The organism is Blastomonas sp. AAP53, from assembly GCF_000331245.1.
Classification (GTDB): Bacteria; Pseudomonadota; Alphaproteobacteria; order Sphingomonadales; family Sphingomonadaceae; genus Blastomonas.
Genome location: NZ_ANFZ01000011.1, coordinates 24843 through 51210, shown reverse-complemented (window position 1 = coordinate 51210; position 26368 = coordinate 24843). Strand labels below are relative to the sequence as shown.

Below are 26368 nucleotides of genomic sequence, written 5' to 3'. Positions count from 1 at the left end.
TGGTCGCGGTCGAACAATCGGGTAGCGGAGAACGATGGCCAGCGGCAAGCGAAACCTTGAAGCAGCGATCGCGACCGAGGCGACCCGGCTGGGCTTTGCCGATTGCGCCATCGCGCCCGCTTCGCTGGGCCCGCAGACCGCTGCCCGGCTGCAACGCTGGCTGGCCGATGGCTGCCATGGCGACATGCTGTGGATGGAGGCGCGCGCCGACCAGCGCGCCGAGCCGCAGGTACTGTGGAGCGAGGTGCGATCGGTGATCATGCTGGGGATGAGCTATGCGCCTGCACGCGATCCGTTCGCGCTCGCCGACCATCCCGACCGGGGCCGGATATCGGTCTATTCCCAGGGCGGCGACTATCACAAGACGGTCAAGACCGCGCTCAAGGCGCTGGCCCGCTGGATCGTCGATCAGGCCGATGACATTCAGGTCAAGGTGTTCGTCGATACCGCACCGGTGATGGAAAAGCCGCTGGCGATGGCCGCGGGCCTGGGCTGGCAGGGCAAGCACACCAACCTCGTCAGCCGTACCCACGGCAGCTGGCTGTTCCTGGGCGCGATCTACACGACGCTGGAGCTCGAGCCGAGCGGCGCAGGGCAGGACCGCTGCGGATCGTGCACCGCCTGCCAGGATGTGTGCCCGACCAACGCCTTCCCCGCACCCTACAGGCTCGATGCGCGGCGCTGCATCTCGTACCTGACGATCGAGCATGCAGGGCCTATCCCCGCAGAGCTCAGGCGCGGCATCGGCAACCATGTCTATGGCTGCGACGATTGCCTGGCCGTCTGCCCCTGGAACAAGTTTGCGGACAGCGCGCACCGCAACCAGGCGTTCCTGCCGCGCGCAGAGCTTGCCGCACCGTCGCTGGCTGATCTGCTCGCGCTCGACGATGCGCAGTTTCGCAGCGTTTTTGCCGGATCGCCGATCAAGCGCAGCGGGCGGGTACGGATGGTGCGCAACGCTCTGATCGCGGCGGGAAACAGCGGCGACCCTGCCCTCACCGCTCCGGTGGCGGCGCTGCTGGACGATGCAGAGCCCGTGGTGCGCGGCGCGGCGGTGTGGGCGCTGGCGCAGCTTGATCCGGCGCGGTTCGCCGCCGAGAGCGCTGCGAGTCTTGCAGGCGAAGAAGACGCAGGCGTGCTGGCCGAATGGCAGCTTGCCCGCGCGCCGCTGCGCGTCTAGGCGCAGGTTCGATATGCGCCCGCCCTTCGACCACGTCCGCACCTGGATCTTCGATCTGGATAACACGCTCTACCCGGCGGAAACCGACCTGTTCGCGCTGATCGACGAGCGCATGGGCAGCTATGTCGCCGATCTGATGAAGGTCGATCTGGTCGAGGCGCGGGAAATCCAGAAAGCCTATTACTATCAGCACGGCACCACGCTGATGGGGCTGATGCTCGATCATGGCGTCGATCCGCACCATTTCCTCGATTACGTCCACGATATCGACATGGGCCGCATCGTGCCCTGCGCCGTCACCGCAAGCGGGCTGGCGCGCTTGCCGGGGCGCAAGCTGATCTTCACCAACGGCGATGTGACCTATGCCAGCCGGGTGCTCGACAAATTGGGGCTGGGCGACCAGTTCGAGGCGATTCACGACATCCATGCGATGCAGTACCAGCCCAAGCCGCACGCGGCGGCCTATGCGGGGCTGGTGGAAAGCCTGGGCGTCGATCCCGCCACCGCCCTGTTCGTCGACGATCTCGCGCGCAACCTCAAGCCCGCCAAGCAGCTGGGCATGACGACGGTGTGGATGAACAACGGATCGGACGGCGGCACGCACGATGCCGATCACAGCTTTATCGACCATGAAATCACCGCGCTGGGCGACTGGCTCGCGGCGCTGACACAGGAGACTGCAGGATGACCGATACCCTTCAAAGCCGCATCGAAGCCGCCTGGGATGGCCGCGACAGCCTCGACACCAGCCCCGGCAGCGCAATCGGCCAGGACGTCGCAGAGGCGCTCAATCTGCTCGACAGCGGCGCAGCGCGCGTCGCCGAGCCCGATGGCAATGGCGGCTGGCAGGTCAACCAGTGGCTCAAGAAAGCGGTGCTGCTCTCGTTCCGGCTCAACCCGATGGCAGAGATCAGCGGCGGCCCCGGCGGCGCGCACTGGTGGGACAAGGTGCCCAGCAAGTTCGATGGCTGGACCAGCGCACAATTCCGTCAGGCGGGCTTCCGCGCCGTCCCCGGTTCGATCGTCCGCCGCGGAGCCTACATCGCCAAGGATGCGGTGCTGATGCCCAGCTTCGTCAACATCGGCGCATCGGTCGGTGAAGGCACGATGGTCGACACCTGGGTGACCGTGGGCAGCTGCGCGCAGATCGGCCGCAATGTGCACATCTCGGGCGGCGTCGGCATCGGCGGCGTGCTCGAGCCGTTGCAGGCGGGCCCGGTGATCATCGAGGACAATTGCTTCATCGGTGCGCGTTCGGAAGTCGCCGAAGGCGTGATCGTCGGCGAGGGCGCGGTGCTGTCGATGGGCGTGTATCTGGGCGCATCGACCCGCATCGTCGACCGCGCCACCGGCGAAGTGCATTACGGCAAGGTTCCGCCCTATTCGGTGGTCGTTCCCGGCGCGATGCCCGGCAAGCCGCTGCCCGATGGCACGCCCGGCCCGTCGCTCTATTGCGCGGTCATCGTCAAGACGGTCGATGCGCAGACGCGCTCGAAGACCGGCATCAACGAACTGCTGCGCAGTTAAGTCTGGTTTCACGCAAAGACGCGAAGAAAATGTAATCCCAATCCCTTGGCTAAACGTCCCTCGACTTCGCTCGGGACAGGCGGCCAAGGGAATGCGGGCCCGGGTTTTCGTGGTGTATCCACCTGAGCACAGCACACTGCGGGGCCGTACCCACATCCCGTGTTCCCGAGCGAAGTCGAGGGACGTTGTGCACCGCTTGTGCAAGCTGCGCGCTATTGCCGGAAAGCGAAAATCTTCGCGCCTTCGCGGCTTCACGTGAACTCCCCCACCACCAGACACGAAAAAGGGCGGCCTGCGCGAAGCAGACCGCCCTTTTTTCCATCCCCGCGCCACGAGGGCGCGGGAGCGGCAAGATTACTTGAGCTCGACGGTGCCGCCGGCTGCTTCGATCTTCGCCTTGATGTCTTCGGCTTCAGCCTTGCTGACGCCTTCCTTGATCGCCTTGGGAGCGCTTTCCACCAGGGTCTTCGCTTCGGTCAGGCCGAGCGAGGTGATGGCGCGGACTTCCTTGATGACCTGGATCTTCTTGCCGCCGTCGCCGGTCAGGATGACGTCGAATTCAGTCTGCTCTTCAGCAGCCGGTGCAGCGGCACCGGCAGGTGCAGCAACAGCCACAGCAGCAGCGGCCGAAACGCCCCATGCTTCTTCCAGGGCCTTCGAGAGTTCAGCGGCTTCCAGAACGGTCAGCTTCGAGAGTTCTTCGACCAGGTTTGCGATATCTGCCATTTTAAGTCTCCAGTTTCTAAATCATATTCACGCCGCGGCTGCCACGAACCGGCAGCGATGCGGCAAAGGTTTGAAAAGCTTATGCGTCTTCCTTGGTCGCATAGGCGCCGAACACGCGGGCGAGCTGCCCGGCGGGAGCCTGAATGACCTGGACAACCTTGGTTGCCGGGGCATTGACGAGACCAATGATCTTGGCACGCAGTTCGTCGAGCGAGGGCATCGAGGCGAGCGCCTTGATTCCTTCGGCATCCAGAACAACGTCACCCATTGCGCCGCCGACAATCTCAAGCTTTTCATTGTCCTTGGCGAAATTCACCGCAACCTTGGCTGCCGCGACCGGATCGGACGAGGTAGCAAGGGCAATCGGACCGGTCAGCAGGTCAGCGATGGCCTCGTAGGGAGTGCCCACCGCAGCCAGCTTGGCCAGGCGATTCTTGGTGACTTTGTAGCTGGCGCCTTCTGCGCGCATCTTCGTGCGAAGCTCGGTCGACTTGGCAACGGTCAGACCCAGATTACGGGTCACCACCACCACACCGGCTTCACCGAAGGTTGCGTTCAGCGAGGCAACAGCGGCTTTTTTATCAGCACGATCCATGCTGGTCTCCTTCCACATGAGCGCATCGAAGCGCCGCTTGCGCGGCCCGCCGGTGCGCCCGGTTCATTGCGCAGCGCCCTTGCCCTTTCAGGGTCAAGCACTGCAGATCAGTCCGTGGGGGTGTTTGCCGAGCCGTTGCCCCATGCCTGAGCAGGGGGGCTAAAATGGCAGCGTCTGCCCTGATCGAATCAGGGTCAGTGAAAAACAGTTCCCCGTCTAGGCTGGACATTAAGCAGGGCAAATTCCCCGCACCAACTGTCTCGGACGGCGATCGGACAGGCCTTGCAGCCGTTCCGGTCAGCGGCGGCTAATAGCAGGTGCGTGCGCAGAGTCAAGCTGGGGCGGGAACCTCGATCACGCTCACACTCTGCTCGACCAGTTCGACGGTGCCGAAGGCGGTGAGGAACGCGACGTCGAGCGCGTCGCGGCCGACGCCGATCTTCACCATGTCGGCAGCACTCGCCATGCCGGTGGGGTCGATCAGGTGCCACGCACCGCCTTCTCCAGCAGGATCGGCGAGGAACACCTCTGCCACCGCGTGGAAATCGGGCGGCGACACGCCAGGCGCGTAGACGCTGGCAAAGCGCGCGGGGATCGAACAGGCGCGCGCCAGCACGATCATCACATGCGCATAGTCGCGGCACACGCCCTGGCGCATCACGAAACTGTCGAGCGCGGTGGTCGTGCCGTCGGAGCTTCCCGGCTGATAGATGAAATGCTCGGCGATCCAGTCGCGCATCGCCGCGATGCGGGCACCGCCGGTCAGATCGCCGAACTCGGTATCGACGAACGCATGAAACTTGGTGGCGGGGCAGTAATGTGAATCGAACAGATACTGCACCGTCTCGCCCGGCAGCAGGTGCAGCGGCATCTGCGGCAGGGTCGCGACATCGGCCAGATCACGCAGCACCGTCATCCGCGCGCGATAATCGATGCTCAGCCGCCCGCTGGTGCGCAGCCAGATGCGGTCGCCGATGCCGTCCAATGCTGCGACGCGGACGAAATGGTCGCACCGCGATGCTTCGATATGCGCCCATTCGATCCGCTGCTCGGGGATGTCCGCTGCTTCCACCTGCAGCAGGATGTCGGTCGGCACCGCCATGTCGTAGGTCAGCGTGATATGCAGATCGAGGGTCATGAACGATGCTCCGGCGCGAGAGGAACGGGTCTGTGCAAGCCAGACACCAAAAAGGGGCCGAGGTTCCCCCCGGCCCCTGAATTGGGCTTAGCAGCACTATGTTACGTCGTTCAGCCGGCGTGGACCTGTGCCACGTCAACCTTCAGGCCAGGGCCCATCGACGAGCTGACCGAGATCTTGCGCAGATACTTGCCCTTGGAGCCCGAGGGCTTGGCACGGATGATCGCATCGACGAACGCATCGAAATTGGCGCGCAGCGCCTCGTCGGTGAAGCTCGCCTTGCCGATGCCCGAGTGGATGATGCCGGCCTTTTCGACGCGGAATTCCACCTGGCCGCCCTTGGCTGCCTTGACCGCTTCAGCGACGTTCGGCGTCACGGTGCCCAGCTTGGGGTTCGGCATCAGGCCCTTGGGGCCCAGCAGCTTGCCCAGACGGCCGACCACACCCATCATGTCGGGGGTGGCGATGATGCGATCGTAATCGATCTTGCCGTTCTGGATCTCTTCCATCAGGTCTTCGGCGCCCGCGCGCTCGGCACCAGCAGCCAGGGCCGCTTCGGCCTTGTCACCGCGTGCGAACACGGCGACGCGAACGTCCTTGCCGGTGCCCGAAGGCAGCGACACGACGCCGCGGACCATCTGGTCGGCATGACGCGGGTCAACGCCCAGGTTCAGCGCGACTTCGATGGTTTCGTCGAACTTCGACGTTGCCAGTTCCTTGATGGTCTTGATGGCTTCATCCACGCCGTACAGCTTTTCAGCGTCGAGCTTGGCGGAGAGAGCCTTTGCCTTCTTGGTCACTTTTGCCATGATACTCAGCCCTCCACCACTTCAAGGCCCATCGACGTCGCCGAGCCTTCGATAATCTTCGTTGCTGCTTCAATGTCGTTGGCATTGAGGTCGGCCATCTTCGTCTGGGCGATTTCCGCCAGCTGCGAACGCTTGATGGTTCCGGCGCTTTCCTTGCCCGGCAGTTTCGATCCGCTCTTCAGGCCGGCGGCCTTCTTGATCAGATAGCTGGCAGGCGGGGTCTTGGTCACGAACGTGAAGCTGCGGTCGCCGTACACGGTGATCACGGTCGGAAGGGGCGTGCCCTTTTCCATTTCCTGCGTCGCAGCGTTGAACTGCTTGCAGAATTCCATGATGTTCACGCCGCGCTGACCCAGAGCCGGGCCGATCGGCGGCGAGGGGTTGGCAGAGCCCGCAGGCACCTGCAGCTTGATATAGCCTTCAATCTTTTTTGCCACGATGGCACTCCTTCATTCTGTCGGGGGCAGCGGATGCTTGTCCCCTCAAATTAAGCGGTCAGACGGCGCACCCGAAGATGTGCCTCCCGCAACGATTATCCTCTCCCTTTACGGGAGAGGATATGGAGCCTTGGCAGCTTTGCTGCCTAGGCGGAGTTGGAGAGGGCGTGTCCGGGCGCCAATTGTGCTCCCGGCCCTCTCCCTGCTTCGCTTACGCGAAGCTGTCCCTCTCCCGTAAAGGGAGAGGATAAATTCTTACTTCGCCAGCTCGACATGCTCGAAGTCGAGATCGACCGGCGTGGCGCGGCCGAAGATCGAGACCGAGACCTTGACGCGGGCCTTGTCGAAATCGAGTTCCTCGACGATGCCGTTGAAGCTGGCGAACGGGCCTTCGAGCACCTTGACCGAATCGCCGATTTCGTAATCGACGTCGATGCGGGCGCGCGGCGCGTTGGCGGCTTCTTCCTTGGTGTTGAGGATGCGCGCAGCCTCGGCATCGCTGATCGCCTGAGGCTTGCCGTTGGGGCCCAGGAAGCCGGTAACCTTGGGCGTGTTCTTGACGACGTGATAGACATCGTCGGTCATCGCCAGCTTGGCCAGCACATAGCCGGGGAAGAACTTGCGTTCGGTCTGCACCTTCTTGCCGCGACGCACTTCGGTCACGGTTTCGGTGGGCACCTCGACCTGCTCGACCAGAGCCGACAGGCCCATGCGCTCGGCATCGGCGAGAATCGCGTCGCGGACCTTGTTTTCAAAGCCGGAATAAGCGTGAATGATGTACCAGCGCGACATTCAACTCTCTTTCAACAAGCAGGGGCCAACAAGCACATGGCGCGATCACGCCAGCGTGAGCAGCCATTTGACGATGCCACCGAAGACCGAATCGACGGCCAGGAAGAAGATCGCCAGGATCGTCATCAGGATGAACACCATGATCGAGGTGGTCACGGTTTCCTGACGGGTCGGCCAGACGACCTTGGATGCTTCGGTACGGACCTGCCGCACGAATTCACCAGGAGTGGTCTTCTTTCCTTCGGTGGCCATGGCCTTCAACTTTCCTGTTTCCGATAGACGGGCGCAACTGCTGTTGCAGGCACATCGCCGCCAGCCCTGCTTGGCTGAAACACGATATATGCACCCTGTCGGAGAAAGACAGCCCCATAGCCTTGGAAAACCGCAGAGGCAAGGGGATTCACCATTGGGGGAGGGCGTCTCCCCGGTTCGGGGAGGACTTTCGGGCCGCTGGCAGGAGTGGAGGGATTCGAACCCCCGGCATTCGGTTTTGGAGACCGACGCTCTACCAGCTGAGCTACACTCCTTCGCAGGCAGGCGACGCCCTTAGCCGCTGGCGATGCGCTGTGCAAGCGCTGGCGTGCAGCGAAGTTGCGCCAAAACGAAAAGCGGGGTGACCGCTTGCCCGATGGAAGCCGCCGAAAGGCGAGGTTTCCAAAGGGGGCGATCACCCCGTTTTCGTGTAGATCGGCAATGCACGGAACCGGCAAACGGCTCTGTGCAGACGCATCAACGCTTCGAGAACTGGAAGCTCTTGCGCGCCTTGGCCTTGCCGTACTTCTTACGCTCGACCGTGCGGCTGTCGCGGGTCAGGAAGCCTGCCTGCTTGACAGTGCCGCGCAGCGCGGGCTCGTACTTGCTCAGCGCCTGGCTGATGCCATGCTTGACGGCGCCGGCCTGGCCCGAAAGGCCACCACCCTTGACGGTGCAGATGACATCGTACTGGCCCTTGCGGTCAGTGATGTCGAACACCTGGTTGATCACCAGACGCAGCGTGGGACGTGCGAAATACACTTCCTGGTCGCGCTTGTTGATGATGATCTTGCCGGTGCCGGGCTTCAGCCACACGCGGGCCACGGCGTCCTTGCGGCGACCGGTGGCATAGGCACGGCCCTGCTTGTCCAGTTCCTGCTCGCGCAGCGGTGCGTTCGAAACCTTGACGGCGGGTGCGCCGGGGGTTTCGATGTCGGCGGCGATGTCCTTGAGGTCGGACAGGGATTGCACGGTATCAGACATTATGCACCCACCTTGTTCTTGCGGTTGAGCGAGGCAACATCGAGCACTTCAGGCTGCTGGCCTGCGTGCGGGTGTTCGGTTCCGGTGAAGAGGTGCAGGTTGCGCATCTGCTGACGACCCAGCGGACCACGGGGAACCATGCGCTCGACAGCCTTTTCCAGCACGCGCTCGGGGAAGCGGCCGTCCAGCACCTTGGCTGCGGTCACTTCCTTGATGCCACCGATATAACCGGTGTGCTTGTAATAGACCTTCTTGTCGCGCTTGTTGCCCGTCAGCTGCACCTTGCCGGCGTTGATGACGATGACATGGTCACCGCAATCGACGTGCGGGGTGTAGCTCGGCTTGTTCTTGCCGCGCAGGATGTTGGCGATGATCACCGCAACGCGGCCAACCACCAGTCCGTCGGCATCGATAATATGCCATTTCTTTTCCACGTCAGCCGGCTTGATCGACTTGGTGGTCTTGAGCAAAGCCTTCATGGCCTTCAACCTTCCAAAACGTCACCCGCCTGAGGACCAGACCCTTCTGGGGCAGGCCTGCAAACGGCTGACAGCGTTTCTTGATACGACAGGCCGCACGCAGCGGTCCTGAACGAAGCCGGGCTAATGACGATGGAGGGCGTTTTAGTCAAGCAAATTGGGGGTTTTGGCGAGAGGTATCATGATACCATCACCTTTTCGCCCCGTCCGGACCGGGCTCCAGGACGTGCGTTTCGCGCGATTTGCGCACGGTCCCGGCCACGGTGGTCACCGTCGTTCGGTCGAATGTCTGCACCAGTCCGCTGCCCCTGGACAGCATCACCACATCGGTCACCGTGACCGTCTGGCCGGATCCGCGCCCGGATTCGTGGTGCGATACAAGCTTCAGCGCCTCTCCCGAGTTCGCGACGATTCGATAGGCCACCCCCTCGCCGGTCTGCACCTCGCCCGCACCGCACCCCCGCCCGGCCAGCATCACCGGCCGCTCCAGCCGGGGGCGTTGCAGCGCCAGGCGCTCTTCGCCGGGCATGTCCGAAAGACGATCGAGCAGCGCCATGATTTGCGCGCGCTGCTGTGCCGGGCGCGCGGCCAGCGCGGCATCGGTGCGCAATCGGTCGATCGCCTGCACCAGCCGCGCGGACGAATCGGCCGATTCGCTGATGCCCAGCACCCGGCCCTGGGCATCCAGCGTCACGTCGATCGACTCGGCAGAAACGCTGCGCTCCTGCAGTTCGAGCAGCCGCAGCAGCTCAGCGGGCCCTTCGGACTGCTCGTCCATCTGCTGCCAGCGCATCCGATAGCCGCGCCCGGCCTGTGCAAATTCGAGTCTGTAGGTGGTGTCCTGCACGAACACGCCATGGCCCAGCTCGCGCTCGACCCGCCGGCGCAAGGTCATCGGTACATCAAGCGGCGGCGCAAACGCGATGACGGGGGCAGGGCAGGGGGCGGCAGGCAGGATGGGCGTGGCCAGCAGCAACGCCGCCGCCCAAGCCATCAGTCGGTCGCCAGAGTCTGGCCGAGCACCCAGGAGCGAAAGCTGGGCGGGCAATATTCGACCGGGAGCACCAGCACCGCAGGCTCGTCGTAACTGTGCAGATGAACGATCCGCGCGACCAGCGCCTTGCACTGGGGAAGGGCAGTCTTGAACAGCACCGGTACCTCGGGCTGTTCGGCCAGTTCATCGTTCCAGTGATAGATCGACAGCGACGGCGACAGCACGTTGGCGCAGGCCGCCAGCTGTTCGCGAACGATGGTGCGGGCAATCGTCCGCGCTTCCTCTTCATCGGAAAACAGGCAGTAGACCAGGCGGATGTCGCTGGTCTCGCCGACGGACCCGACGATCATGCAGACCGCAGGGGCGGCGTCTCGCCCAGCCGGTGCGCGCCCCAGGCCACGGTCGCGACCAGAATGGCCCCCACCGCCTGGTGCAGGACCGCCAGGTTCAGATCGACGCTGGTCATCACCGTGGCGATTCCCAGCAGCACCTGAACGCCGAACGCGCTGTGGATGGCCAGCGAAGCGCGCCGATCAACCTTGCGCACCGCGCGCGCCATCACCACCAGCGCGGCAACGGCGACGAACGCCCACCAGCGGTGGAGGAAGTGCAGCAGGAACGGGTCATAGGTCAGCGCATGGAGCGCGCCCTGCGACCAGTCGACATCGACCGGAAAGAACGATCCGTTCATCAGCGGCCAGCTCTTGGCAGCATAGCCCGCGTTCAGCCCGGCGACCCAGGCCCCCAGCAGCAGCTGCACGAACAGCACGAGGATTGTCGCGAAGGCCAAGCCGGTCATCCGCGCCGGACGCGCCTGAGGGTTGCGCGCTAATGCCTTGAGGTCGCGCGCGGTCCACACCAGCCCGGCCATAATGAACAGCGCGTTGAGCAGGTGGACCGCCAGCCGGAAATGGCTGACATCGGTGCGCTCGGACAGGCCCGATGCGACCATCCACCAGCCGATCGCGCCCTGCAGTCCGCCCAGCGCGAACAGGGCGGTCAAGCGCCAGCCATAGCCTTTGGGTATCGCACGGCGGATCGCGAACCAGGCAAAGGGCAGGGCAAAGGCCACACCCACCAGCCGCCCGAGCAGCCGGTGGACATATTCCCAGAAGAAGATGTTCTTGAACTCCGCCAGCGTCATGCCGACGTTGACCTCGGTATATTCGGGGATCTGCTTGTACTTCTCGAACTCCACGACCCACGCCGCTTCGGACAGCGGCGGCAGCGTGCCGGCCACGACATTCCATTCGGTGATCGACAGGCCCGATTCGGTTAGCCGGGTGATCCCGCCGACCACCACCATGCAGAACACCAGCAGCGCGACGCCCAGCAGCCAGTGCGCAATGGCATCCGGCGCGGCACGATGCTGCGAAGGTGCCGTGGACAGGGGAGGGTGCGAAATGCTGGTCATGACTTGCCGCATTTCGGGTGACAGGCCCCGCCTTGCAAGGGGTTTTTTGCATCGACTTCAACGATGTTTCTGCACGACCGGCAGGATCGCGGATTGCGCAATGATATCATATCACCTATGTAGGCGGCATGTTGTCTCGTATCACCCGGTCAGGCCAGCTCGATTCGGCCGCTATCGCCCTGTCGGCGCTGTGCATGGTCCATTGCGCTGCCGGCATCTGGCTGATGGCGGGCTTTGCCTCATTGGGCGGACTTTTCCTCTCGCCCTGGGTGCATGAAATCGGCTTCGTGCTGGCTGCGATCATGGCGGCCCTGGCGCTGGGCCATGGCGTCCGGCTGCACGGTGCGCGTCTGCCGCTGGCGATCGGCGTGGTGGGCATCGGCTCGATGCTCGCCGCCATGACAGTACCACATGGCGGCGCCTATGAATATGCGCTCACCCTGGTGGGCGTCGCTGCGCTCAGCATTGCGCATCTGCTCAACTACCGCGCTGCAAGGCAGCGTTAAACCGAAGCCGGATTGCAACATAAGGGGTTGCCCTTGCCCCTTCATCCGCGCCAAGAGTCGCGGCCTATGACAAACATTTCCTCCCCCAGCATCACCGCTCAGATCAGCATCCATATCAATGGCGAACCGCGCCGCGTGCCTGCCGGGCTCAGCATCGCTGCGGTTGTCGAGACCCTGGGGCTCAATCCGGCCAAGGTGGCCGTGGAACGCAATCTGGAAATCGTACCCAAATCGACGCTGGCCGATGTCATGGTGAGCGATGGCGACACGCTGGAGATCGTCCATTTCGTCGGCGGCGGCGATCATGCGCCGGCTGACGACAGCTGGACCGTGGCAGGCCACACCTTTCACTCGCGGCTCATCGTCGGCACCGGCAAATACAAGGACTTCGCCCAGAACGCCGCAGCGCTCGAAGCGTCGGGTGCCGAGATTGTCACCGTGGCGGTCCGCCGGGTCAATGTGTCCGATCCCAGTGCACCGATGCTGACCGATTTCATCGACCCCAAGAAGGTGACCTACCTGCCCAACACCGCAGGCTGCTTTACCGGGGAAGAGGCCATCCGCACGCTGCGGCTGGCGCGCGAGGCCGGCGGCTGGGAGCTGGTGAAGCTCGAGGTGCTGGGCGAGGCAAAGACGCTCTACCCCGACATGCACGAGACGCTGCGTGCCACCGAGATCCTGGCGAAGGAAGGCTTCAAGCCGATGGTCTATTGCGTCGATGATCCCATCGGCGCCAAGCGTCTGGAGGACGCAGGGGCCGTCGCGATCATGCCGCTGGGCGCGCCGATCGGATCGGGTCTGGGCATCCAGAACCGGGTCACCATCCGGCTGATCGTCGAAAACGCCAAGGTGCCGGTGCTGGTCGATGCAGGCGTGGGCACCGCATCGGATGCCGCGATCGCAATGGAACTGGGCTGCGACGGCGTGCTGATGAACACCGCCATCGCCGAGGCCAGGGATCCGATCCGCATGGCGCGCGCGATGAAGCTGGCGGTGCAGGCGGGGCGCGACGCCTATCTCGCCGGGCGCATGAGCACGCGCAAATATGCCGACCCTTCAAGCCCGCTTGCCGGACTGATCTGACCGGTTCCACGTGAAACCGGCGTCCGCGCCAAAGCCTGGTGCGGCTCTCCGGACACGGCTGCACCCGGTGCGGTGCCGCAGGTCGAAGGGTAGCCCGGATCTCGCCAGTGGCCGTGTTCCGTAACGGAAAGCATGACAGGAAGTTGCCGATTCGGTGACAGAAACTTTACACATGTTGCACTCGTCGATGCGCCTCTGTCGTTCGTCGACAGGCGTAGTCGTTGACCGACACATTGCGGAGGCTGGTCGAGCATGGCGCGACCAGCGCGGTGTGGCGTCCTATCCAGATGATGTCGCCGATGCTCCTTAGCTCCCCAGGCCGGACATCGGCGGCGAACCAGAAAGACCGGTCCTGAAGGGCCCTTACCCGCCAGGGCCGGTCGATCGTTCAGTTCGCAACCCATCGAAAGGACCCCCCCCCATGTTCGCCACCGCCACCCGCTCCGCCGTTTCCCGCACCCTGGCTGCCGCTGCAGCTTCCGCCATCCTGTTTTCCGCCTCGGTTCAGGCCAAGCCGGTCACCTCGGTCAACACCGCCGATGGCCGCATGGTGCGCACCGTCGAAGTGCCGTTCACCGATCTGGACCTCACCACCGCTCAGGGCGCAGCCACGCTGGAAGCGCGCCTGAAAAGCGCATCGAAGATGGTCTGCGGTGCACCGACCGGACCTGCCCTGCGCGAACGTGCAGCGCACCGCGAATGCATCACCGAATCGCTGGCAAGCAGCAGCCGCGCCATGGTCACCCTGATCGCCCGCGCCGAAGCTGGCGAGAACTTCAAGCCTGGCGAGCGCATTGCCGTCGGCAGCTGAGGTTACCCTTCTGCCAACGTCTGGTTAGTCAAATTATGATGAGATCGACTGAACCGGCGGCCTGCAAGGGACGCCGGTTCCTTGCTGTCACGAGTCGGGCGCGATTTCCTGCCTGATGACACACATCTGGTCATGGAAGCGCCGACCGCTTCCATGACCGCGATAACCCTTCGATCCGGCGACCCGATCGCCACACGAACGACACGCCTTGCACATCGTCAGGCCAGCAGGCGCGCCGCATGCAAAAAGGTCGAGGCAAAAGGTCGAAGCGGGCACACCAAGTGTGCCCGCCTCAGTCCTTTGCGACCCAAAGGACTATGCAGCAGCTGGCGGTTCAGGCCCGGTGTGCGCACCGGACCCGGACGGATCAGCGATAGAAAATGTGATTGTCAACCGCGGCCAGGCGCTGCATGCGCCAGCCCGGCGAAACATGGCGCGCGTGAAAGAACAGTGCGCCTTCCACGGGGCTTTCCCAGGCATCCTTCATCGCGATCTGCGCGATGGCGACGGCCTCTTTCCAATCCTGGCTGGTGGCGGGAATGGTGGGCATCCGTCCGCCACGGACAAACGAGAACTGGCTGGGCTGATAGACGACGCCGCACAGGCTGCTGGCAAAGCGGCCCGAATCACGCCGCGCGATCACGACCTTGGCGACCGCGAGCTGGCCGTTGAGCGTTTCACCCTTCGATTCGAAATAGACCGCGCCGGCAAGGCACCGGGTCTCTTCGTCAAGATTGGCGGGAGTTTCGTGCATCGACACCAACTGCGCCAGGCTATCGGCCTTGAGCGGCGGCTGCGCGGTCTGGGTGTCGATCTGAAGGGGGGCAGCTTCGGCCTGGGCGGAGGTCTCGACAGCGGCCTCGGGCGCGCTGGAAATCGCTTCTTCGCTGGTCTGGACGGGAACCGGCTGGATCATGTCGGCGATCAGCGGCGATGCAAAGGCGGCTGAAACGTCGGTGAAAGTCAGGGTAGCAACCGAATAGATTGCCACGGCGGCCATGCTGGCTGCCTTAAGGATCTTACTCATCAAAGTCTTTGACTGTGCGGTGGATCACCATGGCCGGAACGCGGACGAGGCAGATCTGGAACTGCCAACCGGTTCCGACGGGTTACCCCCCGTCTGCGTGCTTGCCTTCGGTTCGTCGCCTTTTGAAAAAAGGGCTGGAACCAGCGTGGCCGCCTGCGCGTTGAACTGAACGCGCCCCTCTAGCAGCGGGCCGTTCGAGTCAACTCGTCGCACCGATTATCGCGTCGAACTGTGCGCGGCTGGCGACATCCAGTTCGATGACCCACAAATCGCCATCGTTTGCACGCCGCCGCGCGATGTATTCGGCCTGGCTTCCCTTGCGCGCGACTGTCGCCGCGTCGTCGGCCCAGATTTCCTGCCAGTCGGTGCTGCCATCGAACGCGGACATGCCTTCCAGCAACGCATTGTCCTGCCCGCGGACCGTGCGCGCGATCAGGATGATGCCCGAAACCGGGTCGCCCCTGGCCAGCACCGTTGCGAAACCCCCTGCGGCCGCTGTCAGTCTTTTGAGCACCTCGATGCGGATGTGCGCTGTCAGCCGGGGCTCGATCACCCGGTGCGGTCCGCAGCAGGGCCAGCATAGCCTGCAAGCCCGGACAGGCCGATATGCGAGCGCATGAACGTGCCGGTGCCGCGCGCGATCTCTTCGCCATGGCTGTCGACCAGCCGCGATTCACCCACGAATACCCGCCGCTTGCCGCTGACCCAATGGCCTTCGGCATAGACCGGACCTTCACGCACCGGTGCGGTGAAATGCAGGTTGAAGGCGGTGGTCAGCAAAAACCGGTCGGTGACCAGCGCATTGCAGGCATAGAACGCCGCATCATCGAGCATCTTGAAATACAATGTGCCATGCGCTGCGCCCGCCGCGTGGAAGTGCTCCTGCGTCACGTCGAAATCGATTCTCGCCCGGCCAGCGCCGGTGATCGTCAGCCGCGACGGGAACAGCCGGTTGATCGACGCAGCGGCATAGAGCCGTTCGAGCGCGCGAAAATGCGCGCCTTCCCCCGTACCCGGCTCAGGCAGCGTCACGGTCCAGCTCGGCGGTCACCAGCGCATAGATCGCGTCGGGATCGTCTGCCCCCTTGATCTTGGCGAGCGTCTTTTCATCACGCGTGAGCCGCGAGATATGTGCCAGCGCCTGCAGGTGCATGGCACCGGTCGCCAATGGCGAGAGCAAGGCGATGACGAGGTCGACCGGCAGATTGTCGATCGATCCGAACTCGATCGGCTTGCCCAGTCGCAGCAGCACCGCCACCGAATGATCGAGCCCTTCAAGCTTGCCGTGCGGGATTGCCACGCGGCGTCCGAAGCCGGTCGAACCCAGCTCCTCGCGTTCGAGCAGACATGCCAGCACCTCGTCTGCATCCAGACCATAGCAATGGCCGAACTGTTCGGCGGCGAGTTCCAGTGCCTGGTGCTTGTCAGCGACGCGTGCCGAGGTCAGCACCGCCTGCTTGTCGAGTTCGAACCATGCCATGATAATCAAAAATCTCAATTCTGTCGCGCCGCTGCCGATCGTTGCGAAAACGGCGCGCTCGAATGGTCATCATATTGTCGTCGGTCCTGCCGGGAAGGGCTGTTGCTCTTCCCGCCGACGCGTTGCTGCGGCGCCCATGCACCAGATCACGCAAAAAACCAAGCCGCGCGATGCTGTGGCGCACAGTGCCGCAGTTTTCCCGTCGCTTATGCGCTCGGTTCAACCCATCCGATCGAACCATCCTGGCGGCGATAGACCATGTTGTGCCGCCCGGTGCCGGCATTCTTGAAGAACAGCGCGTTGGTATTGCGCAGATCGAGCATCATCACGGCATCCGATACGGTCGCCTCGGGCACGTCGACCCGGGTTTCGGCAATCACCACCGGAAACTCGATCACTTCCTCTTCTTCGCTGCCGGTGTCGAACACCGTATAGGCGGCCTCTTCCTCGGCCAGCGCGTGCTGGACCTGCTCCTGGCGACCCTTCAGGCGGCCCATGTAGCGGCGCAGCTGCTTGTCGATCTTTTCAGCGGCACCATCGAACGCGACATGCGCGTCGGGTGCCATGCCATGGCCCTTGAGGATCAGACCCTGCATCACATGGGTCACGATATCGCACTGGAACTGGTCGTGCGGCCCTCGCCCGAAAGTGACCTGACTGGATATCGCCTTGGAAAAATACTTTTCGACAATCGCATTGAGCCGGTCGGCAACATGCACCTTGAGTGCCTCGCCCGTATCGACCTGATGACCTGAAATACGAATGTCCATGATCTTCTCCATGACTAGGGCCGATCGCGGCAATCCCGCGACAGGCCGGACAAATATGTCCCTGGCTGGGGTGCCTGGGATGTTGTGAGCGTGGGTGAATGAACCTCCTTTCGTGGAAGTTAGGGATATCAAGAGCTAACGTTTGGACAGCCAGAGTGGCTGCTTGATCTTGCCCAGAAATTCGCGGTGCGTGGCAAGTTCCGCTTCGCTGGCGGCAAACTGCCGGGGTTGGCGGCGCGGACGCTGCACCAGCGGTATCAGCCGGGGGCGGCCTGAAGCCTGGGCGGCATCGCTCGCCGCATCGTCGGCCAGCCCCAGCCCGATCTGCCGTCCGCCGGTCAGCTCGATATAGACCTGCGCGAGCAATTCGGCATCGAGCAGCGCGCCGTGCAGCACGCGGTGGCTGCGATCGACCCCGAACCGCTTGCACAGCGCATCCAGGCTGGCGGGCGATCCGGGAAAGCGCGTGCGCGCCATGGCCACGGTATCGACCACGCGCGTCATGGGAATCGCAGGCCTGTCGACCCGCGCGAGCTCTGCATTCAGGAAGCGCATGTCGAAACCGGCATTGTGCGCAACCAGCACGGCGTCGCCCAGAAATTCGAGCAGATCATCGACCCCGGCGGCAAACAGCGGCTTGTCGGCCAGAAAGGCATCGCTGTGGCCGTGGACACGCTCGGCCTCGGGCGGCATCGGCATTTCGGGGTTGAAAAAGGCGTGGAAGGTGCGGCCCGTGGCCATTCGTCCGACCATCTCGATACACCCGATTTCCACCATCCTGTGTCCTTCATCGGGGGACAGGCCGGTGGTTTCGGTATCGAAAATGATCTCTCTCATTCCAACTAGTATTGGACCGATTTGATCATCGCGCAAGAGACGAGCGCAAATTCCCCAGCAGCTTTCGCACCGCCTGCCGCGTTGCCAGCTTGGTCCCGCCGGTGGGGATCACCCAATCGGCATGGGCGCGCTTGTGATGATCGGCCATCTGCAGGTGACGGATGTGCCGCAACCGCGCCGCTGTCATCCCGGGCCGCGCCATCACCCGCTTGCGCTGCTGCCACAAGGCGGCAGACACGACGATGATGCCATCGACATTCTGCGTGCCGCCTTTCTCGAACAGTAGCGGGATATCGAACACGATGATGCGCCGTGCGCGATTGGCGCGGACAAACGCCGCGCGCGATCGGCCCACCGCCGGATGCACGATATGTTCGAGCCGCCTGAGCGCCGCCGGATTGCCGAACACCGCCGCACCCAGCTTCGCCCGGTCCACGCCCTGCGGTCCGGTGGTGCCAGGGAATTCCGCCTCGATCTTCGGCAGCAATGCCCCGCCCGGTCCCTGCAACAGGTGCACCTCGGCATCGGCATCGAACACCGGAACACCTTCGGCCCGCAGCATCCTGGCCACCGCCGATTTGCCCATGCCGATCGATCCGGTCAGCCCCAGCACCATCGGGCGGTGGCGGTGATGGGGGGGCAGCCGCTTGACGTGCGCGGTCATGCGGTCAGCAGCGCGCGCAGTTCGTCATCGCGCTCGCGCGGCGGGGCGGCATCGAAGAAGATCTCGAACGCCAAAGCCGCCTGGCCGATCAGCATCTCCAGCCCGTCGACCGTTTCCAGCCCGCGCGCCCGCGCCGCCTTGAGCAGCCCGGTTTCGAGCGGGTTGTAGACGATGTCATAGACCAGAGCGCTTGTCGGCAGCGGCGACAGGTCGATCTCGAGCGGATCGAAGTCCTTCATCCCCAATGGACTGGTGTTGACCAGCAGATCGACCTCGCCCAGCGCATCGGCCATGCCGCGCACCTGGCCTTTGAGCCCGAAGGCCGCGAGCAGCCCCATCGCCTTCAAGGGACTGCGTGCATGGATGGTGACGCTGGCGACATCCATCCGCGACAGCGCGAACAGCACCGCGCGTGCGGCCCCGCCTGCGCCGATCACCGCGATATCCGCGCCGGCAAAATCGCTTTGCCCCAAGGGCGCATAGAAACCGCCTGCATCGGTGTTGGTGCCGAACAATGCGCCCTGCGCGTCACGCGCGATCGTGTTCATCGCACCGATCGAGGCGCGCACATCTCCCGGATCGCCGACATGCTCCATCACCGCCAGCTTGTGCGGAATGGTGACATTGCACCCGCGCCAGAGCGGATCGTCACGGCGCGCGGCGATATAATCCGCAAGGCCATCGGGCGTGACATGGCAGGCGCGATACTCCGCCTCCATCCCCAGCGCCTTCAGCCAGAAGCCATGGATCAGCGGCGACTTGCTGTGCGCGATCGGGTCGCCGATTACCTCGGCATAGGGCAGGGCTGTGCTGGACATCAAATCAGGCTCAGCTCGGCATCAGTTCGCGTTCGCGCAGGAACCCGAGCAATGGAAGCAGCGGCATGCCCAGCACGGTGAAGTGATTGCCCTCGATATGGCTGAAAAGCTGGGCTCCCGCGCCCTCGATCTCGTAGCAGCCCACCGTGTATCCAATGGTTTCCCAGTGTTTTTCCACATACTCACGCACAAAGGCGCTGCCCAGCGGGCGCACGTGCATCACCGCCTTGTCGACATGCCGCCAGATCGGCCGGCCGCCCTCGACGATCACCGCCGCGCTCCACAAACGGTGCGGCTTGCCCGACAGTGTTTCAAGCTGACGGATCGCGTCTTCGGGCGTCTGCGGCTTGCTCAGCATCTCGCCCGATGCGGTTTCCAGGATCTGGTCGGAGCCCAGCACCATGGCCTCGGTGCGCTTGGTGCCCACGCGCATCGCCTTGGCTTCGGCCAGCGCATCGGCGATATCGCGCGGCGACGTGCCATCGGCGTGCAGCGAAGCGCGGATCGCCGATTCATCGACATGCGCTGCCACCACCGAAAAGGGAACGTCGGCCTTGTCCAGCATGGTTCGGCGCGAGGCGCTTTGCGATGCGAGTATCAGCATTTCATTGTGTCCTTACACTTCATCGGCCGAGAGCCCTGCCTGTCTTCCGCTCTCGCGTGCAGCTTCGCGCTCGTTGAACAGATTGATGATCGCTGCCGCCGATTCCTCGATCGACCTGCGGGTCACATCGATGACCGGCCAACCATTATCCGCAAACATCCGTCGCGCAAAAGCCAGCTCGGCCTTCACCTTCTCGTCATTGACATAGTCGGTTTCGGGGGCCTGGTTCAAGGACAACAGGCGGTTGCGGCGTACCGCGATCAACCGTTCGGGATTGGTCGTCAGCCCGACCACCAGAGGATGTTTCAGCGTGAACAGGCACGGCGGCGGCGGAGATTCGACGACGATCGGGATGTTCGCGGTGCGATAGCCCCGGTTGGCGAGATAGATCGAGGTCGGGGTCTTGGACGATCGCGAGACCCCCGCCAGCACGATGTCTGCCGTCTCCCAGTTTTCCCAGTTCTGGCCGTCATCATGCGCGATCGTGAACTGGATCGCCTCGACGCGCGCGAAATAGGCGGCATCGAGCACATGCTGACGACCTGGGCGCGCCTTGGCTGCCTGGCCCAGCAAGTTGGACAAAGCATCGGTGACGGCATCGAGCGCGGGCACCATCGGCAGGCCCAGCACCCGGCAGCGCCGTTCCAACTTGGCGCGGATGTCGGGATTGACCAGAGTGAACAGCACCAGCCCCGGATTGGCCGCGACCTCGTCCAGAATCCGGTCGAGATGCGTTTCGGACCGGACCATCGGCCAGAAATGCTTGATGATCTCGATCGCATCGAACTGCGCCAGTGCCGCCTTGGCGATGTTTTCCAGCGTCTCCCCGGTGGAATCCGACAGCAGATGGAGGTGAAAGCGGCTCATGGCTCTGGTCTGTGGGCAGAGCGGGGATAAATCAAGGCATGATGTTGTGGGCAAAAGCGGGGATGGATTCGATGCCCCCTGACCGAAGAGTCATCACAGGCTTTATCCACACGGGACAAGGTTACCCACAGGCTGTTGAAAGGCGGGATAATTTTGCCGACTCGCGGCTGTGAGGTCACTTGCCGACTGTCAATCTGTCGATACATAAGGCAAGAGATGGTCGTGCCGGTTATCCAGCGGCCTTCTTCAACAGATTCCTTATATAAAGGTTAAAAGAATAAAGATGGGTGGGGACACAGCCGAGATGACGACGCGAAACGCACCATTGCTCGATTGCCTGGCAGGCAAGGTGCACGATGTTCCACCGATGTGGATGATGCGACAGGCCGGGCGCTACCTGCCCGAGTATCGCGCGCTCAGGGCAGACAAGGGCGGCTTTCTGGAACTGGTGTATGACAGTCCCTCGGCTGCCGAGATCACGCTGCAGCCGCTGCGCCGGTTCGATCTCGATGCCGCGATCCTGTTTTCCGACATTCTGATCGTGCCTTATGCGATGGGGCAGAACCTTCAGTTTCTGGTGGGCGAAGGTCCGCATTTGTCTCCCACTCTGGTCGATCATGCGCTGGAGAGCCTTGTCCCGGCCTATGAGCGCCTCGATGCGATCTACGAGACCGTACGTCTGGTCAAAGCCGAGCTTGCGCCTGAGAAGGCGTTTTTGGGCTTTGCAGGGTCTGCCTGGACGGTGGCGACCTATATGGTCAACGGCGAGGGCAGCAAGGACCAGCACGCCACCCGTGCCTATGCCTATAGAGATCCGCAGGCTTTCCAGGTGTTGATCGACGCCATCGTCGATCTGACCATCACCTATCTCATCGGTCAGATCGATGCCGGGGTCGATGCGGTACAGATCTTCGACAGCTGGGCCGGATCACTGTCGCCGGCACAGTTCGAACGCTGGGTCATCGCGCCCAACGCGCGGATCGCCGCTGCCATCCATGAAGCACGGCCCGGCATTCCGGTCATCGGTTTCCCCAAGGGCGCAGGCGAAAAGCTGGCCGCCTATGCGCGCGAGACCGGTGTCGATGCGCTGGGGCTCGACGAGACGATCGACCCGGTCTGGGCTGCGGCCAACATCCCCGCGCATCTGCCGGTGCAGGGCAATCTCGATCCGCTTGCGCTGCTGGCCGGCGGCGAGCAGATGGAAAGCGCGGTCCGGCACATCATCCGCACCTTCGAGGGGCGGCCGCACATTTTCAACCTGGGCCATGGCATATTGCAGCAGACGCCCATTGAACATGTTCACGCACTGCTTACACTGGTGAAGCAGGGCGCATAATCGCGCTGCCTCACGAGCGGCCCGCGTCACACCGGTCCGCGCACACGGCATGGCACCATGAACGAGCTCCTCCTGACAGCGGATTACGTCTTTTCAATGCTCTATCTCTGGCTCAAAGCGGCGCACCTCATCTTCGTCATCTTCTGGATGGCGGGCCTTTTCATGATGCCGCGGTTCCTGGTCTATCATCAGGAGGCCGAACATGGCTCCGAAGAGGCGACCCGCTGGATCGACCGCGAATCCAAGCTCAAAAATATCATCCTCAACCCCTCGCTGATCGTCGTCTGGCTGCTCGGGCTGGTGCTCGCCGTGCAGATCGGCGCGTTCCAGCAGGGCTGGTTCCATGCCAAGCTGCTGCTCGTGCTGGTGCTCAGCGGCTATCATGGCTGGATGATCGGCTATGCGCGCAAGCTCGCCAAGGGCGAGCGCAAGCTGACCGGCAAGCAGCTGCGGCTGATCAACGAGGTGCCCGGCATTGCCGCTGCGGTCATCGTGATCCTGGTGATCGTCAAACCTTTCTGACGGCGGCGTTTTTAGCCTAACCCCCTCCGCTCAGCCTGAGCGGACGAGGTTGGCAAGCGGCTAGAAGCCCCCACTCGCCCTGTCGCAGCGCGGATTGACTTTGCCCAAGGCGGCGCTTATTTCGCTTGCGTCCCGTCCGGGACCTTTCGACGACCCACTGACTTATTGGCCGGATCACCGGTTGGGCGCTTTCGAACATCTTCCCATACCTGCCGCTCATCAATTTTTGCGGCACCACTTCACGGATTCCTGCACCTCATGCACCTTAAAGAACTCAAGCAGAAAACCCCCGCTGAACTCGTCACCATGGCTGAAGAGCTGGGCGTCGAGAGCGCATCGACGCTCCGCCGCCAGGACCTGATGTTCGCGATCCTCAAGGAACTGGCCGAAGATGGCGAGCAGATCATGGGTCTGGGCACCATCGAGGTGCTGTCCGATGGCTTCGGTTTCCTACGCAGCCCGGAGGCGAACTATCTCGCCGGACCCGATGACATCTATGTCAGCCCCAACCAGGTGCGCCGCTTCGGCCTGCGCACCGGTGATACGGTGGAAGGCGAAATCCGCGCGCCGCGCGATGGCGAGCGCTATTTCGCGCTGACCAAGCTGACCGCAGTCAACTTCGACGATCCCGATGTCGTGCGTCACCGCGTCAATTTCGACAACCTCACCCCGCTCTATCCCGACGAGAAGCTGAAGCTCGACACGCTCGATCCGACGGTCAAGGACAAGTCGGCCCGCGTCATCGACATCGTCTCGCCGCAGGGCAAGGGCCAGCGCGCGCTAATCGTTGCCCCGCCACGCGTGGGTAAGACGGTGCTGTTGCAGAACATCGCCAAGGCGATCACCGACAACCATCCGGAGGTCTTCCTGATCGTGCTGCTCATCGACGAGCGCCCCGAGGAAGTCACCGACATGCAGCGCAGCGTGAAGGGCGAGGTCATCTCCTCGACCTTCGACGAACCCGCGCAGCGACACGTCCAGGTTGCCGAAATGGTGATCGAAAAGGCCAAGCGTCTGGTCGAGCACAAGAAGGATGTCGTCATCCTGCTCGACTCCATCACGCGTCTGGGCCGCGCCTACAACACCGTGGTCCCGTCATCGGGCAAGGTGCTGACCGGCGGCGTCGATGCCAACGCATTGCAGCGTCCCAAGCGCTTCTTCGGTGCAGCACGCAACATCGAGGAGGGCGGTTCGCTCTCGATCATCGCCACCGCGCTGATCGATACCGGCAGCCGCATGGACGAGGTCATCTTCGAAGAGTTCAAGGGCACGGGCAACTCGGAAATCGTTCTGGATCGCAAGGTCGCCGACAAGCGTATCTTCCCTGCACTGGATGTCGGAAAGTCCGGCACCCGCAAGGAAGAGTTGCTGGTGGAGAAGGATATCCTCTCGAAAATGTGGGTGCTGCGCCGCATCCTCATGCAGATGGGCACCATCGATGCGATGGAGTTCCTGCTCGACAAGATGAAGGATTCGAAGACCAACGAAGACTTCTTCGATTCGATGAACCAGTAATTTTCCCAGAGACTCTGTTGAAGGCCTGCGACCTGCCATGATGGAACTTTGGAATCATATCGTTGCCGATTTTTCGAATATCGGCTCTCCCGCTGCCCTTGCCGCTTTCGGCCAGGTGCTGATGATCGACGTGCTGCTGGCAGGCGACAACGCCATTGTCGTCGGTGCACTGGCGGCAGGCCTGCCTGCCGAACAGCGCCGCAAGGTGATCCTGATCGGGATCATCGCGGCGCTGGTCCTGCGCATCGCGTTTGCGCTGGTGGTGACCCAGTTGATGCAGGTCGTTGGCCTGATTTTCGCTGGTGGGCTCCTGCTGCTGTGGGTTTCGTGGAAAATGTACCGCGAACTGCAGCCTGCCGGCGCCTCGGGGGGTTCGCCCGAGATCGAGGGCGATGAGCATAGCGGTGTCAAACCGGCCAAGAGCTTTGCGGCTGCCGCCTGGGCAGTGGCCGTCGCCGATGTCAGCATGAGCCTCGACAACGTGCTCGCCGTCGCTGGCGCAGCACGCGACCATCCCGGCATCCTGATCGTCGGCCTGATCCTGTCGGTTGCGCTGATGGGCATCGCGGCCAACTTCATCGCCAAATATATCGAACGCTATCGCTGGATCGCCTATGTCGGCCTTGCCGTGATCCTCTATGTCGCGGGCAAGATGATCTACGACGGGTTCGTCGATCCCAGCGTTGGGGTCGCCACCCTCTTCAGCTGATCGCGACTGCAACATTTCCTCCCATCCGGTGTTCGATCCCTGTTAGGATCGATCCATCGCATGGGAGGATTTTTGCATGAAAAGCCTGTTCCTGACTGTCCTTGGCCTGACTTTCGCCGCCAGCACCAGCACTGCCTTCTGGGCCGATGAGCGAGGCCAGATCGCCGCATCGGCCGAGATCGGCCGCAATATCCAGCTGTTCGAACTGCCCAAGGGTTCGCGCCCGCATGACGTTGCGCCCGCACCCGATGGCAAGATCTGGTACACTGCCCAGCGCCAGGGTGCGCTCGGCATTCTCGATCCGGTGAGCGGCAAGGTGGTGCAGGTGCCGCTGGGGCCGGAATCGGCACCGCATGGCGTCATCCAGGGCCCTGACGGCATGGCGTGGATCACCGATGGCGGTCAGAACGCGATTGTCCGCTACAACCCCGCAAACGGCAAGATCGACCGGTGGAAGCTGCCCGAAGGCACCGGCTACACCAACCTTAATACCGGCGCGTTCGATGGCCAGGGCGTGCACTGGTTCACCGGTCAGAACGGCATCTATGGCCGGATCGATGCTGCCACCGGCAAGCTGGATGTGTGGAAGGATCCCAAGGGCCGCGGCCCCTATGGCATCGCTACCGCACCCGACGGCACCGTGTGGTATGTCTCGCTCGCCGGCAGCCACCTCGCGCGGATCGATAGCGCCAGGGGCCAGATCAGCGTCATCGAACCGCCTACACCGAACGCGGGCCTGCGCCGCGTCTGGGCAGACAGCAAGGGTGATCTGTGGATCACCGGATGGAACAGTGGCGAGCTCTATCGCTACCGGCCATCGAACAGGAGCTGGAAAACGTGGAAGCTTCCAGGCGACGCGCCCAAGGCCTATGCGGTCTATGTCGACGAGCGCGATCATGTGTGGGTCAGCGATTTCGGCGACAATTCCACCCGCGTCTTCGATCCGAAAACGCAGAAGTTCACTGCGCGCTATCCGGGCAGCGGCGAGGGGGCGAACGTCCGCCAGATCCTCGGCCGCAAGGGTGCGGTGTTCCTGCCCGAATCGGGCACCGAACGGCTGATGGTCATCCGCACGGACGGCCGATGATTCGCTGGCTGTGCGCGATCGCGCTGCTGGGGTCTGTGCCCGCCCTCGCGCAGCCGGCGAACCTTTCTGGTGAACGCGCCTTCCAGCGCTGCTACAGCTGCCATTCGGTGACCAGGGGGGACAAGGGACTGAGCGGGCCCAGTCTGCACGCGCTGGATCGGCGCGCGATCGCTGCCGATCCGGATTTCGATTATTCGAAGGCCTTCAAGACCTTCGCATCCCGCAATCAGCGCTGGACTCCGGAACTGCTCGATCGCTTCCTGACCGACCCGGAGGCGGTGGTGCCCGGCAACCAGATGGGCTTTTTCGGGCTGAAGGACGCAAGGGAGCGGACCGCAATCATCGGCTATATCCTGAACAAGAAATAACCGTTGGGGTTATAAGTCCGGTCGCCAGTGGGGCGTT

34 protein-coding genes and 1 tRNA gene are annotated in these 26368 nt (G+C 63.2%); 12 read left to right on the top strand and 23 right to left on the bottom strand.

What is annotated here, in order from left to right:
• Positions 1–34 precede the first annotated feature (34 nt).
• The 3 genes from queG to dapD are packed head-to-tail and all read left to right on the top strand — an operon-like array spanning position 35 to position 2707.
• A complete protein-coding gene (gene queG / locus D618_RS0111480; protein ID WP_017671665.1) occupies positions 35–1180 on the top strand; it encodes a tRNA epoxyqueuosine(34) reductase QueG in 1146 nt (381 codons plus the stop codon).
• Positions 1181–1193: 13 nt separating this feature from the next.
• On the top strand, positions 1194–1868 hold the full coding sequence (locus D618_RS0111475) for a pyrimidine 5'-nucleotidase (RefSeq protein ID WP_017671664.1): 675 nt from the start codon (positions 1194–1196) through the stop codon (positions 1866–1868).
• Positions 1865–2707 (top strand): 2,3,4,5-tetrahydropyridine-2,6-dicarboxylate N-succinyltransferase, encoded by an 843-nt coding sequence (dapD, locus tag D618_RS0111470; protein ID WP_017671663.1) that lies wholly within the window; start codon positions 1865–1867, stop codon positions 2705–2707. Before D618_RS0111475 ends, dapD begins: the two co-directional genes overlap by 4 nt.
• Before the next feature lie 354 nt (positions 2708–3061).
• Here dapD and rplL read toward each other — a convergent pair whose 3' ends face one another.
• The 13 genes from rplL to D618_RS0111405 form a co-directional block, all read right to left on the bottom strand.
• A complete protein-coding gene (gene rplL / locus D618_RS0111465; RefSeq protein WP_017671662.1) occupies positions 3062–3433 on the bottom strand; it encodes a 50S ribosomal protein L7/L12 in 372 nt (123 codons plus the stop codon).
• Positions 3434–3512: 79 nt separating this feature from the next.
• Positions 3513–4028, bottom strand: coding sequence for a 50S ribosomal protein L10 (gene rplJ, locus D618_RS0111460; RefSeq protein ID WP_026091584.1), 516 nt, complete (start codon positions 4026–4028; stop codon positions 3513–3515).
• A 331-nt stretch (positions 4029–4359) separates the two neighbouring features.
• Positions 4360–5166, bottom strand: a complete 807-nt coding sequence (locus D618_RS0111455; RefSeq protein WP_017671660.1) for a transglutaminase family protein — start codon at positions 5164–5166, stop codon at positions 4360–4362.
• Positions 5167–5276: 110 nt separating this feature from the next.
• Positions 5277–5975 carry a 50S ribosomal protein L1 gene (gene rplA, locus D618_RS0111450; RefSeq protein WP_017671659.1) on the bottom strand — a complete coding sequence of 233 codons (699 nt, stop codon included), beginning with the start codon at positions 5973–5975 and terminating at the stop codon, positions 5277–5279.
• A 5-nt stretch (positions 5976–5980) separates the two neighbouring features.
• Positions 5981–6412: a 50S ribosomal protein L11 gene (rplK, locus tag D618_RS0111445; RefSeq protein WP_017671658.1), complete on the bottom strand. Its 432-nt coding sequence runs from the start codon at positions 6410–6412 to the stop codon at positions 5981–5983.
• A 255-nt stretch (positions 6413–6667) separates the two neighbouring features.
• A complete protein-coding gene (gene nusG / locus D618_RS0111440) occupies positions 6668–7204 on the bottom strand; it encodes a transcription termination/antitermination protein NusG (protein ID WP_017671657.1) in 537 nt (178 codons plus the stop codon).
• 45 nt (positions 7205–7249) lie between these two features.
• On the bottom strand, positions 7250–7456 hold the full coding sequence (secE, locus tag D618_RS0111435) for a preprotein translocase subunit SecE (RefSeq protein WP_017671656.1): 207 nt from the start codon (positions 7454–7456) through the stop codon (positions 7250–7252).
• Positions 7457–7655: 199 nt separating this feature from the next.
• A tRNA-Trp gene (locus D618_RS0111430) sits at positions 7656–7731 on the bottom strand.
• Between the two features lie 202 nt (positions 7732–7933).
• Positions 7934–8440 (bottom strand): 30S ribosomal protein S9, encoded by a 507-nt coding sequence (gene rpsI / locus D618_RS0111425; protein WP_017671655.1) that lies wholly within the window; start codon positions 8438–8440, stop codon positions 7934–7936.
• The gene (gene rplM / locus D618_RS0111420) at positions 8440–8919 is read right to left on the bottom strand and encodes a 50S ribosomal protein L13 (RefSeq protein WP_017671654.1); all 480 of its coding nucleotides are present in this window, start codon (positions 8917–8919) and stop codon (positions 8440–8442) included. Before rplM ends, rpsI begins: the two co-directional genes overlap by 1 nt.
• Positions 8920–9109: 190 nt before the next feature.
• Positions 9110–9913, bottom strand: coding sequence for a hypothetical protein (locus tag D618_RS0111415; protein ID WP_017671653.1), 804 nt, complete (start codon positions 9911–9913; stop codon positions 9110–9112).
• On the bottom strand, positions 9913–10263 hold the full coding sequence (gene cutA, locus D618_RS0111410) for a divalent-cation tolerance protein CutA (RefSeq protein ID WP_017671652.1): 351 nt from the start codon (positions 10261–10263) through the stop codon (positions 9913–9915). Before cutA ends, D618_RS0111415 begins: the two co-directional genes overlap by 1 nt.
• Entirely contained in the window at positions 10260–11327 is a 1068-nt protein-coding gene (locus tag D618_RS0111405; RefSeq protein ID WP_017671651.1) for a COX15/CtaA family protein, read from the bottom strand. Before D618_RS0111405 ends, cutA begins: the two co-directional genes overlap by 4 nt.
• A gap of 128 nt (positions 11328–11455) precedes the next feature.
• Between D618_RS0111405 and D618_RS0111400 the strand changes: the two genes are divergently transcribed.
• From D618_RS0111400 to D618_RS0111390, 3 genes are all read left to right on the top strand, one after another.
• Positions 11456–11833 (top strand): MerC domain-containing protein, encoded by a 378-nt coding sequence (locus tag D618_RS0111400; protein ID WP_017671650.1) that lies wholly within the window; start codon positions 11456–11458, stop codon positions 11831–11833.
• Between the two features lie 66 nt (positions 11834–11899).
• Positions 11900–12916: a sulfur carrier protein ThiS gene (thiS, locus tag D618_RS18260; protein ID WP_017671649.1), complete on the top strand. Its 1017-nt coding sequence runs from the start codon at positions 11900–11902 to the stop codon at positions 12914–12916.
• Between the two features lie 421 nt (positions 12917–13337).
• Positions 13338–13727, top strand: coding sequence for a UrcA family protein (locus D618_RS0111390; RefSeq protein ID WP_017671648.1), 390 nt, complete (start codon positions 13338–13340; stop codon positions 13725–13727).
• A gap of 367 nt (positions 13728–14094) precedes the next feature.
• Here D618_RS0111390 and D618_RS0111385 read toward each other — a convergent pair whose 3' ends face one another.
• From D618_RS0111385 to D618_RS0111340, 10 genes are all read right to left on the bottom strand, one after another.
• Complete coding sequence (locus D618_RS0111385; RefSeq protein ID WP_026091581.1) at positions 14095–14754, bottom strand: cell wall hydrolase; 660 nt, start codon at positions 14752–14754, stop codon at positions 14095–14097.
• Positions 14755–14953: 199 nt separating this feature from the next.
• Positions 14954–15307, bottom strand: a complete 354-nt coding sequence (locus D618_RS0111380; RefSeq protein WP_017671645.1) for a DUF1491 family protein — start codon at positions 15305–15307, stop codon at positions 14954–14956.
• Entirely contained in the window at positions 15304–15786 is a 483-nt protein-coding gene (locus D618_RS0111375) for a PaaI family thioesterase (RefSeq protein WP_017671644.1), read from the bottom strand. Before D618_RS0111375 ends, D618_RS0111380 begins: the two co-directional genes overlap by 4 nt.
• Entirely contained in the window at positions 15773–16234 is a 462-nt protein-coding gene (locus D618_RS0111370; RefSeq protein ID WP_017671643.1) for a PTS sugar transporter subunit IIA, read from the bottom strand. The genes D618_RS0111375 and D618_RS0111370 overlap by 14 nt, the downstream gene beginning before the upstream one ends.
• A gap of 206 nt (positions 16235–16440) precedes the next feature.
• Positions 16441–17004 (bottom strand): ribosome-associated translation inhibitor RaiA, encoded by a 564-nt coding sequence (raiA, locus tag D618_RS0111365; RefSeq protein ID WP_026091579.1) that lies wholly within the window; start codon positions 17002–17004, stop codon positions 16441–16443.
• 135 nt (positions 17005–17139) lie between these two features.
• The gene (gene dnaQ, locus D618_RS0111360; protein ID WP_017671641.1) at positions 17140–17841 is read right to left on the bottom strand and encodes a DNA polymerase III subunit epsilon; all 702 of its coding nucleotides are present in this window, start codon (positions 17839–17841) and stop codon (positions 17140–17142) included.
• A gap of 25 nt (positions 17842–17866) precedes the next feature.
• Positions 17867–18505, bottom strand: a complete 639-nt coding sequence (gene coaE / locus D618_RS0111355) for a dephospho-CoA kinase (RefSeq protein ID WP_017671640.1) — start codon at positions 18503–18505, stop codon at positions 17867–17869.
• Complete coding sequence (gene aroE / locus D618_RS0111350) at positions 18502–19323, bottom strand: shikimate dehydrogenase (RefSeq protein WP_017671639.1); 822 nt, start codon at positions 19321–19323, stop codon at positions 18502–18504. Before aroE ends, coaE begins: the two co-directional genes overlap by 4 nt.
• A gap of 10 nt (positions 19324–19333) precedes the next feature.
• Entirely contained in the window at positions 19334–19927 is a 594-nt protein-coding gene (locus D618_RS0111345) for a nucleoside triphosphate pyrophosphatase (RefSeq protein WP_017671638.1), read from the bottom strand.
• A gap of 12 nt (positions 19928–19939) precedes the next feature.
• Complete coding sequence (locus tag D618_RS0111340) at positions 19940–20794, bottom strand: pyruvate, water dikinase regulatory protein (protein ID WP_017671637.1); 855 nt, start codon at positions 20792–20794, stop codon at positions 19940–19942.
• 304 nt (positions 20795–21098) lie between these two features.
• On the opposite strand from D618_RS0111340, the gene hemE reads away from it, so the two are divergent.
• The 6 genes from hemE to D618_RS0111310 all read left to right on the top strand — a co-directional run bounded on the left by hemE (position 21099) and on the right by D618_RS0111310 (position 26331).
• The gene (hemE, locus tag D618_RS0111335) at positions 21099–22130 is read left to right on the top strand and encodes a uroporphyrinogen decarboxylase (protein WP_040370658.1); all 1032 of its coding nucleotides are present in this window, start codon (positions 21099–21101) and stop codon (positions 22128–22130) included.
• 57 nt (positions 22131–22187) lie between these two features.
• A complete protein-coding gene (locus D618_RS0111330) occupies positions 22188–22652 on the top strand; it encodes a CopD family protein (protein ID WP_017671635.1) in 465 nt (154 codons plus the stop codon).
• Between the two features lie 258 nt (positions 22653–22910).
• Positions 22911–24167 carry a transcription termination factor Rho gene (gene rho, locus D618_RS0111325; RefSeq protein ID WP_017671634.1) on the top strand — a complete coding sequence of 419 codons (1257 nt, stop codon included), beginning with the start codon at positions 22911–22913 and terminating at the stop codon, positions 24165–24167.
• Between the two features lie 37 nt (positions 24168–24204).
• On the top strand, positions 24205–24876 hold the full coding sequence (locus D618_RS0111320; RefSeq protein WP_017671633.1) for a TerC family protein: 672 nt from the start codon (positions 24205–24207) through the stop codon (positions 24874–24876).
• 76 nt (positions 24877–24952) lie between these two features.
• On the top strand, positions 24953–25963 hold the full coding sequence (locus D618_RS0111315) for a hypothetical protein (protein ID WP_017671632.1): 1011 nt from the start codon (positions 24953–24955) through the stop codon (positions 25961–25963).
• Complete coding sequence (locus D618_RS0111310) at positions 25960–26331, top strand: hypothetical protein (RefSeq protein WP_017671631.1); 372 nt, start codon at positions 25960–25962, stop codon at positions 26329–26331. Before D618_RS0111315 ends, D618_RS0111310 begins: the two co-directional genes overlap by 4 nt.
• Positions 26332–26368 lie beyond the last annotated feature (37 nt).

Coding starts and splice junctions, on each gene's coding strand:
- queG (WP_017671665.1), top strand. CDS start 35: ATGGCCAGCGGCAAGCGAAACCTTGAAGCAGCGATCGCGACCGAGGCG.
- D618_RS0111475 (WP_017671664.1), top strand. CDS start 1,194: ATGCGCCCGCCCTTCGACCACGTCCGCACCTGGATCTTCGATCTGGAT.
- dapD (WP_017671663.1), top strand. CDS start 1,865: ATGACCGATACCCTTCAAAGCCGCATCGAAGCCGCCTGGGATGGCCGC.
- rplL (WP_017671662.1), bottom strand. CDS start 3,433: ATGGCAGATATCGCAAACCTGGTCGAAGAACTCTCGAAGCTGACCGTT.
- rplJ (WP_026091584.1), bottom strand. CDS start 4,028: ATGGATCGTGCTGATAAAAAAGCCGCTGTTGCCTCGCTGAACGCAACC.
- D618_RS0111455 (WP_017671660.1), bottom strand. CDS start 5,166: ATGACCCTCGATCTGCATATCACGCTGACCTACGACATGGCGGTGCCG.
- rplA (WP_017671659.1), bottom strand. CDS start 5,975: ATGGCAAAAGTGACCAAGAAGGCAAAGGCTCTCTCCGCCAAGCTCGAC.
- nusG (WP_017671657.1), bottom strand. CDS start 7,204: ATGTCGCGCTGGTACATCATTCACGCTTATTCCGGCTTTGAAAACAAG.
- secE (WP_017671656.1), bottom strand. CDS start 7,456: ATGGCCACCGAAGGAAAGAAGACCACTCCTGGTGAATTCGTGCGGCAG.
- rpsI (WP_017671655.1), bottom strand. CDS start 8,440: ATGTCTGATACCGTGCAATCCCTGTCCGACCTCAAGGACATCGCCGCC.
- rplM (WP_017671654.1), bottom strand. CDS start 8,919: ATGAAGGCTTTGCTCAAGACCACCAAGTCGATCAAGCCGGCTGACGTG.
- D618_RS0111415 (WP_017671653.1), bottom strand. CDS start 9,913: ATGGCTTGGGCGGCGGCGTTGCTGCTGGCCACGCCCATCCTGCCTGCC.
- cutA (WP_017671652.1), bottom strand. CDS start 10,263: ATGATCGTCGGGTCCGTCGGCGAGACCAGCGACATCCGCCTGGTCTAC.
- D618_RS0111405 (WP_017671651.1), bottom strand. CDS start 11,327: ATGACCAGCATTTCGCACCCTCCCCTGTCCACGGCACCTTCGCAGCAT.
- D618_RS0111400 (WP_017671650.1), top strand. CDS start 11,456: ATGTTGTCTCGTATCACCCGGTCAGGCCAGCTCGATTCGGCCGCTATC.
- thiS (WP_017671649.1), top strand. CDS start 11,900: ATGACAAACATTTCCTCCCCCAGCATCACCGCTCAGATCAGCATCCAT.
- D618_RS0111390 (WP_017671648.1), top strand. CDS start 13,338: ATGTTCGCCACCGCCACCCGCTCCGCCGTTTCCCGCACCCTGGCTGCC.
- D618_RS0111385 (WP_026091581.1), bottom strand. CDS start 14,754: ATGAGTAAGATCCTTAAGGCAGCCAGCATGGCCGCCGTGGCAATCTAT.
- D618_RS0111370 (WP_017671643.1), bottom strand. CDS start 16,234: ATGGCATGGTTCGAACTCGACAAGCAGGCGGTGCTGACCTCGGCACGC.
- raiA (WP_026091579.1), bottom strand. CDS start 17,004: ATGGACATTCGTATTTCAGGTCATCAGGTCGATACGGGCGAGGCACTC.
- dnaQ (WP_017671641.1), bottom strand. CDS start 17,841: ATGAGAGAGATCATTTTCGATACCGAAACCACCGGCCTGTCCCCCGAT.
- coaE (WP_017671640.1), bottom strand. CDS start 18,505: ATGACCGCGCACGTCAAGCGGCTGCCCCCCCATCACCGCCACCGCCCG.
- aroE (WP_017671639.1), bottom strand. CDS start 19,323: ATGTCCAGCACAGCCCTGCCCTATGCCGAGGTAATCGGCGACCCGATC.
- D618_RS0111345 (WP_017671638.1), bottom strand. CDS start 19,927: ATGCTGATACTCGCATCGCAAAGCGCCTCGCGCCGAACCATGCTGGAC.
- D618_RS0111340 (WP_017671637.1), bottom strand. CDS start 20,794: ATGAGCCGCTTTCACCTCCATCTGCTGTCGGATTCCACCGGGGAGACG.
- hemE (WP_040370658.1), top strand. CDS start 21,099: ATGACGACGCGAAACGCACCATTGCTCGATTGCCTGGCAGGCAAGGTG.
- D618_RS0111330 (WP_017671635.1), top strand. CDS start 22,188: ATGAACGAGCTCCTCCTGACAGCGGATTACGTCTTTTCAATGCTCTAT.
- rho (WP_017671634.1), top strand. CDS start 22,911: ATGCACCTTAAAGAACTCAAGCAGAAAACCCCCGCTGAACTCGTCACC.
- D618_RS0111320 (WP_017671633.1), top strand. CDS start 24,205: ATGATGGAACTTTGGAATCATATCGTTGCCGATTTTTCGAATATCGGC.
- D618_RS0111315 (WP_017671632.1), top strand. CDS start 24,953: ATGAAAAGCCTGTTCCTGACTGTCCTTGGCCTGACTTTCGCCGCCAGC.
- D618_RS0111310 (WP_017671631.1), top strand. CDS start 25,960: ATGATTCGCTGGCTGTGCGCGATCGCGCTGCTGGGGTCTGTGCCCGCC.